This window comes from Frischella sp. Ac48 (genome assembly GCF_019641635.1).
GTDB lineage: Bacteria > Pseudomonadota > Gammaproteobacteria > Enterobacterales > Orbaceae > Frischella > Frischella japonica.
This window is the reverse complement of the sequence record NZ_JAETXP010000006.1, coordinates 72,867-84,502: the sequence shown is the minus strand read 5'-3', so window position 1 is coordinate 84,502 and position 11,636 is coordinate 72,867. Positions and strand designations below refer to the sequence as shown.

The window sequence follows — 11,636 nt, the reverse complement described above, 5'->3', positions numbered from 1 at the left end:
CACACAGATTGTCTGTTTTTACTTTTTAAAGAGCTAACAGTTTACCTTCTAGGTTTACTGTCTCAAGGGTTGCGTATACTACGCTATCCTTTTTTATCCGTCAAGAAAATTTTTATCTTTTTTCAAAATTTTCTTCTACATACTGTTTGAATCAGAATTCCTTTCGTCGCTCTCAATCAATCAGTGGATGCGCATTATAACGATCTTTTCGCTTTCTTCAACTGCTATTTCGATCTTTTTTTATCAGTTGATTATTGTTTGTGCGGATCATCACAAATCTGTACAAATTCCATACTATGAGGCGAGAATTTATGATTAGTTATCAAACTTAGTGATGCACAATTCAATATGTTAACGGCATATATAACAAAACATAAAATATCTTATCTAATATCTTTATCTACAATTATTTGTTTAAAATCTAATTGATAAGCTATGTAAAATATACCACTAGCTGTTACTAAAAATTGTTGGGTTACAAAACATTAATCTAATGTGGATTGATTAATATACTTTTTAAAAGTTTGCGCAAAAATATCAACTTTATCCCAATCAGTATACTCAATAATAGGTTTAGTTACGTCAGTATCGCCTTTACCTAACCACATAATAAAACGTATCATATTTCGATCAAACCAATTATAGCTTGGATAAAAAAGTGCTCCTGCAAATACAGCTTTTAATTTAGGAAACCATTTTATTTTAGCTAAGAACTTTCGTGTATATAAATTAGTTTCCGGTGTATTTTTATTTATTTTTCGCGCAATAAGATTGACACCAAAAAAGGCACTTTTCATCAGATTCAATTGTTGATAATTATTATCAATAAATTGTTTAATTAAATTACTATAAAACCCATAACGAATTGAGGTACCTATAATTACCGACTGATATTCACATAAATTAATTTGCGAATCATATCTTAATTCAATCAATGTACAATCAAATTCTGAACCAAGCTGGCTTTTAATGCGTTGCATAATTTTTGCGGTCTGTTGTTCATGGGTTGTATATAATAGTAACGTTTTCATATAGACTCTTGATAAAAATAGTACTCTTATAATTAACATATTAAGATATGTATTTATAATTTTATAACTTAATTAACATTAAGAATAATATTAATATTCCGAAATTAACAATTATGATTTCCAAAATGCTGGCGTAAAAATAACCAACAATGTGAAAATCTCTAATCTTCCAAATAACATATCGATTATCATAACCCATTGCACTATTTCACCAACATGAGTAAATGTGTCACTTGCGTCATCAATGCCAATACCTAAATTATTTAACGAAGAAGCGACAATGTAGAAAGCATCCATTGCACTTAAGCCATTGGCGACAACAATAAAAAAACTTATCAAAAACACTAAAGCATAAGCAGAAAAAAATCCCCAAACAGCCTCAATAATTCGTTCTGGTAACACGCGGTTATTAAGTTTTAGACTATAAATTGCATTAGGATGTACTAAACGCTTAAGTTCGCGTGAACCTTGCATAAATAGCAGTAATACTCTTACCACTTTCATGCCTCCACCAATCGAACCAGCACAACCACCAATAAATGATGCACATAATAACATTATTGGTAATAAAGGCGGCCAATGATAAGGATCATCAATGGCGAAGCCGGTGGTCGTTGCCGTAGACACAACTTGTAAAACGACCTTATCTACCGATGTATTGAATCCTTTATCGCTCCATAGATAAATAATAACAATACTAATAGCTATTAATATTGCTAAAATGGTAATAAACGCTCTAAATTCTTGGTCTTTGAAATATTGTCTAATGGAAAATTGATTAAAAGCATTAAAATGCAGAGCAAAATTACAACCCGATAATATAATAAAGAAAGTAATAATATAATTAATAATAGGATTATGAAAATAAGCCAAGCTAGCATCATGGGTTGAAAATCCCCCCATGGATATTGTTGAAAAACTATGGGATATCGCATCGAAACCATCCATCCCCGCTAACCATAAACTAACAGCACAAATAACCGTTAGAAATATATAAATGGACCATAACGTTTTTGCTGTTTGTGCAATACGAGGTTGAACCTTACTATCTTTTTGTGGGCCAGGTATTTCAGCACGATATAATTGCATTCCCCCAACCCCGAGTAAAGGCAGAATAGCGACTGCTAATACAATAATTCCCATTCCTCCTAACCATTGTAATAACTGTCGATAGAAAAGTAGCGCCTTAGGTAAAGTATCAAGATGAATAATACTTGTTGCACCAGTAGTTGTTAGTCCAGAAAAAGATTCAAAAAATGCCGTTGTTAGATTTAGGTTGAGATGATTATCAAAAATAAATGGAAATGCTGCAATCGTGCCTAACACAACCCAAAATAAAACAACAATTAAAAAACCCTCACGCGTACTAAGATCTTGTTTATATTTACGATTCGGCAGCCATAATATGATACCTAAAATAAATGCAAGAAAAAAAGACTGAACAAATATAGCACCTCCACCATCACGATAAATAATAGCAATTAACGCAGGTATTAACATAAACACCGATAAAAGCGAGATGAGTAGTCCAACAATCCGAATAATAGAACGCCAATGCATCATAAATGCTTTCTCTCAATTATGAATTTTATTTAAAGCCTCTATCAGCTTTAATTAAATCGTAAGCAGCTTGAATTTCTTGTGATCGTTTCTTTGCTGCTTCTAACATTTCTTTAGGTAATCCTTTTGAAACTAGCTTATCAGGATGGTGTTCGTTCATCAATTTGCGATAAGCACGTTTAATAATCACCACATCTACTGAAGGATCCACGCCTAAAACTCGATAAGCGTTATTGATATCATTTTTTGAAGTTGATTGCTGATAATGTCTTTGATAGTTACCTTTATGCTGTGATTGATAGTTTTGATTGGAATACTGCTGGCGTTGGAATTGATAACTCGCCATGATCATTTGAATATAAATAGCCATTTGAGCTTTAGGAATATGAAATTCTTCAGCCACAATATTCAAAATTTGCTTTTCTTTTTCATCTAAATAACCGTCGCTCATTGCCGCTTGAATAAGCTGTTCACAAAATACCATTAAGACTTTTCTTCTATAACGATATTGATTATAAATTTCATTCAAGCGCTTACGTAACGGATAGTTAGTTACTTTACCACGATTAAATGAGTCCTGAGCTAACTTGCGTTTTTCAGCATCAAGCTGTAATTGATCCATATAGTGACTAGCAAGTCTTATATCATCAACGGTTACCTGACCTTTAGCTTTACTTAAATGTCCCAGAACTTCAAAAGCCACCGTTAAAAATAATGTAGGGTTTGCCGGATTATCTCTTACAGGCGCCATATTATTAAAAAAGCGATATAACATAGGACCAACAAATAAACCAACAAAAAACATTAAACTATTTTTAAAAAAATAAGAAAAAACAATACCTGTGACAATTGCCCAGATAAAAGACATATTTATCGCTCCTAAAGACCTTCAACCGCCTCAATTAATATGATGTTATCCATCTATCTCTATTCGATCAACTCGTTGCAAACCTCTTGGTAATAACGAGCCTTTTCTCCCTCTTTCTGCAATAAATTTTTGTAAATCGGATGGTTTTAATATTAATTTACGTTTACCGACATATAATGTAACGCAAGACTCTGTGGATATGAGAGTCATATAAATTAGATAATCCTCATGTTTTTCAGCTTGGGCACTTGCTATTGCAATGATTTTATTCCCCTTACCTTTTGATAATTCAGGCAAGCTATTTACAGGAAAGATTAACATTCGCCCAGTGTTAGTAAGTACTAACAACAGTGACTTATCATCCTCAATTTCAATGAGAGGCATAACTTTAGCATTGGTCGGTAAAGTTATAATCGTTTTTCCATTGCGGTTACGAGTCACTAAATCAGCAAATCTACAAATAAAACCATATCCAGCATCAGAAGCCATAATAATTTTTTGTTGCTCATTTGTACTCATAATCAATTGTTCAATACTTGCCCCAACCGGTAAAGATAACTTACCACTAAGTGGTTCACCTTGACCTCTTGCTGAAGGTAGTGTATTAGGTTCAATCGCATAACTTCTACCACTGGAATCAATAAAAACTACGGGTTGATTACTTTTACCTTTTACTGAAGCTTTATAATTATCGCCAGCTTTATAACTCAGGGTTGTTGGATCAATATCATGCCCTTTAGCACTGCGCACCCATCCCATTTCTGATAATACAATAGTAACGGGTTCAGACGGCGTAAGTTCTTGTTCCGTTATAGCTTTAGCTTCTGCACGTTCTACAATTGGTGAACGTCGATCATCGCCGTATTTTTCTGAATCAGCAATAATTTCTTTTTTAATTAATGTATTTAACCTGCGATTGGAAGATAATAAGGTTTGTAACTGATCACGTTCTTTAGCAAGTTGATTTTGTTCACTAGTGATCTTCATTTCTTCTAATTTTGCCAAATGCCGTAATTTAAGTTCTAATATTGCTTCAGCTTGAGTTTCGCTAATTAAGAAACGTTTAATTAACTCTTGTTTAGGATCATCATTATGACGAATTATTTCAATAACTTCATCAATGTTAAGAAATGCAATTAATAAACCGTCTAAAATATGCAAGCGTTTTAGCACTTTATCTAAACGATAATTCAACCGTCTTGTTACTGTGGTTCGACGATATTCAATCCATTCAGTTAAAATTGTTAATAAACTCTTAACAGATGGTTTTTGATCTAAACCAATCATATTAAGATTAACCCGATAGCTTTTTTCTAAATCTGTTGTAACAAAAAGATGATTCATTACTTGTTCTGGATCGACACGATTAGAACGAGGAACTAAAACGAGACGAGTTGGATTTTCATGATCGGATTCATCTCGTAAATCTTCAATCAATGGTAATTTTTTATTGCGCATTTGTGTCGCAATTTGTTCAAGAATTTTAGCGCCGGATACTTGATGTGGTAGCTCTGTAATAACGATATCACCATCCTCTTTATTCCATACTGCACGCATTCTAATTGAGCCACGACCTGTCTCGTAAATTTTAGCAATATCACTTGGTGCAGTAATAATCTCGGCCGATGTTGGATAATCAGGACCTTGAATTTGGGTCATAATATCAGTTAAAGTCGCTTGTGGGTTATCAAGTAACATTATGATTGCATTAGTCACTTCTCGAATATTATGTGGTGGAATATCCGTTGCCATCCCTACTGCAATCCCTGTTGTACCATTCAATAAAATATTTGGTAAACGCGCAGGTAACATCTTAGGTTCTTGAAGGGTACCATCAAAATTGGCCACATAATCAACAGTCCCTTGTCCTAATTCTGATAGCAGTAAATCAGCATACTTTGATAATCTTGATTCGGTATAACGCATTGCGGCAAATGACTTAGGATCATCCGGCGCCCCCCAGTTTCCTTGCCCATCAACTAGTGGATATCGATAAGAAAATGGCTGGGCCATTAATACCATTGCTTCATAACATGCGCTATCACCATGAGGGTGATATTTACCTAATACATCACCTACAGTTCTGGCTGACTTTTTATATTTCGCTTGCGCATTAAGTCCTAATTCAGACATCGCATAAACGATGCGTCTTTGTACGGGTTTTAAACCATCACCAATAAATGGTAATGCACGATCCATAATGACGTACATTGAGTAATTTAAATAGGCACTTTCAGTAAATTTTTGTAAAGATTGCATCTCTACACCATCATGAGTAATCTCACTCATCAGTATTCCTTCGATTTAAAAAAACTAATCAAAATATAACTTAACGTTTTCAATTAATACGACTTGACTATTGTTCGGATTAAAATATCGATGAAGTTAAACCGCTAACTCAACCTGATCGCCTTTTTCTTGCAACCAATCACGTCGATCATCAGCCCGTTTCTTTGCTAATAACATATCAATTAATGCCATTGTTTGTTCTGTATCATCAAGTGTGAGTTGAACTAAACGGCGCGTATTGGGATCCATCGTGGTTTCACGCAATTGCAATGGATTCATTTCGCCAAGTCCTTTAAAACGCTGTACGTTAACTTTGCCTTTTTTCCGTTGCAGTTGCTCTAAGATACCAACTTTTTCTTCTTCATCTAAAGCGTAATAAACTTCCTTACCTAAATCAATCCGATAGAGTGGTGGCATCGCAACATAAATATGCCCTTGCTCAATTAACGGTTTAAAATGCCTTAAGAATAATGCACAAAGTAGTGTTGCAATATGTAACCCATCCGAATCTGCATCAGCGAGAATACATATTTTGCCATAACGTAATTGGCTTAAATCATCACTATCGGGATCCATACCAATCGCAACCGAAATATCATGGATTTCTTGCGAACCGAGTACTTCATCTGAAGATACTTCCCACGTATTTAAGATCTTACCTTTTAACGGCATAATAGCTTGTGTTTCTCTATCTCTAGCTTGTTTTGCTGAACCGCCAGCAGAATCCCCCTCAACTAAGAACAGTTCTGTTCGCGACAGATCTTGTGAAGAACAATCAGCTAATTTACCCGGTAAAGCAGGTCCACTTGTTAATTTTTTTCGAATGACCTTTTTCGAAGCTCGTAGTCGCCGCTGTGCACTAGCAATGACCATTTCAGATAATAGTTCTGCTTGTTGAACATGTTGATTCAACCATAAGCTAAAAGCATCTTTGACAATTGCAGAGACAAAAGCAGCAGACTGACGTGATGATAAACGTTCTTTAGTCTGTCCAGCAAATTGTGGTTCTTGCATTTTAACGGATAAGACATAAGCACATCGTTCCCATATATCATCAGCAGTGATTTTTAACCCTCTTGGTAATAAGTTACGGAATTCGCAAAATTCACGCATAGCATCGAGTAGCCCTTGCCTTAATCCATTAACATGCGTGCCACCTTGCACGGTTGGGATTAAATTTACATAACTTTCCGTTAATAACTCTCCGCCTTCTGGTAACCAAAGTAATGCCCATTCAACTGCCTCAGTTGAACCAGCATGCTGGCCGATAAACGGAGATTCAGGTAACAGTGTGTAACCACTAACAGATTCCATTAAATAATCTGTTAAACCATCTTCATAATACCAACGTTGCTGAGTGTTATTTACCTCATCTTTAAAGATGATTTCCAATCCTGGACATAATACCGCTTTAGCTTTTAACAAATGCTCTAAGCGTGAAACTGAGAATTTCGGTGAGTCAAAATATTTTTCTTCTGGCCAAAATCGTACTTTTGTACCAGTATTTCGTCTAGCACAAGTACCAACAATGTGTAGATCCTCGACTTTATGCCCCTGTTCAAACGCAATCTCATAAATTTGTCCATCACGATTGACGGTGACATTAACCCGTTTAGAAAGAGCATTAACCACAGAAATACCAACACCATGTAAACCGCCAGAATACTGATAATTTTTATTCGAAAACTTACCTCCAGCATGTAAACGACATAGGAGTAATTCAATAGCTGGAACTGCCTCTTTAGGATGAATATCAACCGGCATTCCACGACCATCATCAATAACCTCAAGTGATTGATCGTCATGTAATATTACCTGAATGTGTTTGGCATATCCCGCCATAGCTTCATCAACACTATTATCGATAACTTCTTGACCAAGATGATTTGGTCTAGTGGTGTCGGTGTACATACCAGGTCGATGCCTAACAGGATCTAAACCCTCTAAGATTTCAATATCAACTGCATTATAACTTGATTGTGTCATAGCTCATTTATAAGGTGAGAAAATTGGAAATATTATACTAAAATAGCTAACAAAATGCGACCAACGAATAAAGGTTGTTCAATTTGGCTAAGTTAATGAAATTCTAAATATTATTGTCTAAATTCTTGAGCATTTCAATGATTGAACGATTTGCATCAGGAAACTCATCAGCATTAAGATCTTCTTCATCAATCCAACGACTAGGCTGACCTTCCGCCGCAAATGGCTCTCCATCCCACTCTTCAATTAGATAGGTATGAATTGTGATAAAATAATCGCTGTATTCATGTTCAATGGTTTTTAAAAATGTTGCTTCATGAATATGAATATCGACTTCTTCTGCAATTTCACGCTGTAACGCTTGAAAAGGTGTTTCATTCAACTCTATTTTCCCACCAGGAAATTCCCAAAAACCTGCTAGATGAGAACTTTCGCCACGTTGAGTAATAAAAATTTTTCCATCATGAGAACGAATGATACCTACAGCAATTTCGACGTTTTTCATAATGTCGTTGATTTTCCCCCTGTTAACTATGATGTTGCGGTAATCCTAACCACAACATCGATAAGTGTAAAAAATCAAAAAAGATAATACTAAACTTTACCCTTATTGAACAGCCCCATGACAATGTTTATATTTTTTACCTGAACCACATGGACAAGGATCATTACGTCCAATTTTCGCCTGAGCACGCACTAATGGTTGTGCATTTTGCGACTTATTATTGTGAGCTTCATCCATATCACTATGGCTAAGGCGTTGTTTTTCAGCTAATTTTTGAAGTTCTGCTTCTCTTTGTCTTTCAGCCTCTTCAATTTCTTGTTGCGATTGAATACGTACACGGCTAAGCACACCAATCACATCATACTTAAGCGTTTCTAACATATTCGCAAACATGTCGAAAGATTCACGTTTATATTCTTGTTTTGGATCCTTTTGCGCATACCCACGTAAATGAATACCCTGACGCAAATAATCCATGGCGGCTAAATGATCTTTCCATAGGGTATCTAATGTTTGCAACATCACATTCTTTTCAAAATGACGGAATGCTTCACTACCAACAGAATTTTCTTTATCTTGATATGTCTGCTTAGCAATGTTTTGAATGCGTTCTCGCAAGTTTTCTTCATGCAGATTCATTTCTTCGTCAAGCCATGTTGAGATAGGTAAATCCAGATCAAAATCCTTTTTTAAAGCAACTTCTAGACCTTTAACATCCCACATTTCTTCAATAGACTGAGGGGGAATATACTGATCAATGAGACTATTAAATACATCGCTTCTGATCGAATCTATCATCTCTTTAATATCATGATTATCTAATAAATCATTACGTTGCGAATAAATCGCTCGTCGTTGATCATTAGCAACATCATCAAATTCCAATAGTTGTTTACGAATATCAAAATTACGACTTTCAACTTTCTTTTGCGCATTAGCAATAGCTTTTGTTACCAAAGGATGTTCAATGGCTTCACCATTTTTCATTCCTAATTTACGCATCACGCCACCGACTCGATCAGAAGCAAAAATACGCATAAGTGGGTCTTCTAAGGAAAGGTAAAAACGAGATACCCCAGGATCACCTTGGCGACCAGAACGACCTCGTAATTGATTATCAATGCGGCGTGATTCATGACGTTCCGTTCCCAGAATATATAAACCTCCGAGCTGAATAATTTCTTCATGACGAACTTGCCAGTCCTGTTTTATCGCTTGCACTTGCTCTGGGGTTGGTGATTCCAATTTAGCAATTTCCATTTGCCAATTTCCACCCAGCATAATATCGGTACCCCGCCCCGCCATATTTGTCGCTATGGTTACCGCGCCTTTACGTCCCGCATCAGCAATAATTTCGGCTTCTTGAGCATGAAATTTTGCATTTAGTACACTATGTTTAATTTTAGCTTGATTTAAGAAGTGTGATACCAATTCTGATTTTTCAATTGAGGCGGTACCAACCAATACCGGCTGACCTTTTGCTACACAACTCTTAACATCAGCAACGATTGCATCAAGTTTTTCTTTTTCAGTCATAAACACTAAATCAGGGAGATCTTTACGTAACATTGGTTTATTGGTTGGCACCACAATAGTATCTAGACCATAAATTTGATTAAATTCGAATGCTTCTGTATCTGCGGTACCAGTCATACCTGCTAATTTTTGATACAAACGGAAATAATTCTGGAATGTGATTGAAGCAAGTGTTTGATTTTCATTTTGTATTTTAGCACCTTCTTTAGCTTCTACTGCTTGGTGTAAACCATCTGACCAACGTCGCCCTTCCATAGTACGACCAGTATGTTCATCAACAATGATGACTTCACCATTTTTTACAATATAATCTACATCACGGTGGAATAAATGATGAGCACGTAATGCAGCATTAATATGGTGCATAAGCACAATATTATTTGGGGCATATAAAGATTCATCACTTTTGATAATACCTTCTCGTATAAGAAGTTCTTCAACTTTTAGTAAACCGCGTTCAGTCAAGTTAACTTGACGAGATTTTTCATCAATTGAAAAATCACCATCACCTTGAAATTCTTCGGTATCTTCTTTTTCTTGCCGAGTAAGATAAGGCACAATTTTATTAATTCTTACATAGCGATCTGAACTATCTTCTGCTGGACCGGAAATAATTAATGGCGTTCTCGCTTCATCGATTAATATCGAATCAACTTCATCAACTAACGCATAGTTAAGCGGACGCTGTACACGAGATTCTTTATTAAACACCATATTATCGCGTAAATAATCAAATCCATACTCATTATTTGTGCCATATGTAATATCTGCATTATAGGCAGCACGTTTTTCTGATGTTGGCATGTTAGGTAAATTTATACCTACGGTTAACCCTAAAAATTCAAAAAGTGGACGATTATTTTCAGCATCACGTTGGGCTAAATAGTCATTGACTGTTACAACATGCACACCTTTACCAGTAAGTGCATTAAGATAAGCAGGCAAAGTTGCGGTAAGTGTTTTACCCTCACCAGTTCGCATTTCAGCAATACAACGTTCATTTAATACCATGCCACCAATTAATTGCACATCAAAATGGCGCATCCCAAAAACGCGCTTACTTGCTTCACGCACTACAGCGAAAGCTTCTTCTAATATCGTATCTAAACTTGAACCACTGGTAATACGCTGTTTAAATTCGGCGGTTTTTGCTTTTAGCTCTTCGTCAGATAATGCCACCATTGCAGGTTCTAAGGCATTGATTTTTTCAACGCGTTTACGCATCATTTTTAAGACACGTTCATTACGACTACCAAATACTTTTGTTAATAAATTTAATAACATATAAATTCTCTTATTTATAAAACAGGTTTCAATAACAAAATATGTTTACATACTTTGATTAAAAAGTTACATTTTTTGTAAAGTATATTAGTTTACAATTAGTATCTAATGTATTTATACCAATAAACTAAATAAAAAGATTGGTCCTGCACGAATACCATTATTTGGCATCAAACGAACAATTTTGAAGACTTGTCTATATTGAAAAATAATAACATGCTTTAATTTAAAATAACCTTCATTACTTCTATTATTTGTATGAAATTGTGAATGAATACTGTTATTTGTTTGATAGTCTTGCAAATTAGCCATCACTGTCGTGATCGCAATAATATTTGTGTCAGGTAAACGAGCAATACAAGAACTTTGATCAAATAAACCAAATGATGCGGCTATAAACCCCAACAACAGTTGTGGCAATGTTATTTTAATTGTAAAACGGTTAGTCATACTTTGCCAACGAGATACACTCATCATATAATAAATATACAAAATAAAATTACTTTTTTGGTTATAATATAGAAATAAGGCTAAATATTAATTTAACAACTTTTATTAATGGCGACATATTAGCTTA

Annotated in this window: 8 protein-coding genes; all 8 read right to left on the bottom strand. The window is 35.1% G+C overall.

The window, feature by feature from the left end:
* Positions 1-485 precede the first annotated feature (485 nt).
* The 8 genes from hemG to JMI89_RS04145 all read right to left on the bottom strand — a co-directional run bounded on the left by hemG (position 486) and on the right by JMI89_RS04145 (position 11,536).
* Complete coding sequence (hemG, locus tag JMI89_RS04180; RefSeq protein WP_187754293.1) at positions 486-1,031, bottom strand: menaquinone-dependent protoporphyrinogen IX dehydrogenase; 546 nt, start codon at positions 1,029-1,031, stop codon at positions 486-488.
* Between the two features lie 111 nt (positions 1,032-1,142).
* Positions 1,143-2,591 carry a TrkH family potassium uptake protein gene (locus JMI89_RS04175; RefSeq protein ID WP_187754301.1) on the bottom strand — a complete coding sequence of 483 codons (1,449 nt, stop codon included), beginning with the start codon at positions 2,589-2,591 and terminating at the stop codon, positions 1,143-1,145.
* A gap of 28 nt (positions 2,592-2,619) precedes the next feature.
* Entirely contained in the window at positions 2,620-3,459 is an 840-nt protein-coding gene (gene djlA, locus JMI89_RS04170; protein ID WP_220679399.1) for a co-chaperone DjlA, read from the bottom strand.
* Positions 3,460-3,504: 45 nt separating this feature from the next.
* A complete protein-coding gene (gene parC / locus JMI89_RS04165) occupies positions 3,505-5,748 on the bottom strand; it encodes a DNA topoisomerase IV subunit A (protein ID WP_220679398.1) in 2,244 nt (747 codons plus the stop codon).
* Positions 5,749-5,844: 96 nt separating this feature from the next.
* Positions 5,845-7,734 (bottom strand): DNA topoisomerase IV subunit B, encoded by a 1,890-nt coding sequence (gene parE, locus JMI89_RS04160; protein WP_220679397.1) that lies wholly within the window; start codon positions 7,732-7,734, stop codon positions 5,845-5,847.
* A 103-nt stretch (positions 7,735-7,837) separates the two neighbouring features.
* On the bottom strand, positions 7,838-8,239 hold the full coding sequence (gene mutT, locus JMI89_RS04155) for an 8-oxo-dGTP diphosphatase MutT (RefSeq protein ID WP_187754289.1): 402 nt from the start codon (positions 8,237-8,239) through the stop codon (positions 7,838-7,840).
* 102 nt (positions 8,240-8,341) lie between these two features.
* The gene (secA, locus tag JMI89_RS04150; RefSeq protein ID WP_187754288.1) at positions 8,342-11,059 is read right to left on the bottom strand and encodes a preprotein translocase subunit SecA; all 2,718 of its coding nucleotides are present in this window, start codon (positions 11,057-11,059) and stop codon (positions 8,342-8,344) included.
* 114 nt (positions 11,060-11,173) lie between these two features.
* Positions 11,174-11,536 carry a hypothetical protein gene (locus JMI89_RS04145; protein WP_187754287.1) on the bottom strand — a complete coding sequence of 121 codons (363 nt, stop codon included), beginning with the start codon at positions 11,534-11,536 and terminating at the stop codon, positions 11,174-11,176.
* Positions 11,537-11,636: the final 100 nt, after the last annotated feature.

Bases quoted from the DNA above. Each gene is read 5' to 3' on its own strand.
- parC (WP_220679398.1), bottom strand. From the start codon at position 5,748: ATGAGTGAGATTACTCATGATGGTGTAGAGATGCAATCTTTACAAAAA.
- parE (WP_220679397.1), bottom strand. From the start codon at position 7,734: ATGACACAATCAAGTTATAATGCAGTTGATATTGAAATCTTAGAGGGT.
- mutT (WP_187754289.1), bottom strand. From the start codon at position 8,239: ATGAAAAACGTCGAAATTGCTGTAGGTATCATTCGTTCTCATGATGGA.
- JMI89_RS04175 (WP_187754301.1), bottom strand. From the start codon at position 2,591: ATGCATTGGCGTTCTATTATTCGGATTGTTGGACTACTCATCTCGCTT.
- JMI89_RS04145 (WP_187754287.1), bottom strand. From the start codon at position 11,536: ATGATGAGTGTATCTCGTTGGCAAAGTATGACTAACCGTTTTACAATT.
- hemG (WP_187754293.1), bottom strand. From the start codon at position 1,031: ATGAAAACGTTACTATTATATACAACCCATGAACAACAGACCGCAAAA.
- djlA (WP_220679399.1), bottom strand. From the start codon at position 3,459: ATGTCTTTTATCTGGGCAATTGTCACAGGTATTGTTTTTTCTTATTTT.
- secA (WP_187754288.1), bottom strand. From the start codon at position 11,059: ATGTTATTAAATTTATTAACAAAAGTATTTGGTAGTCGTAATGAACGT.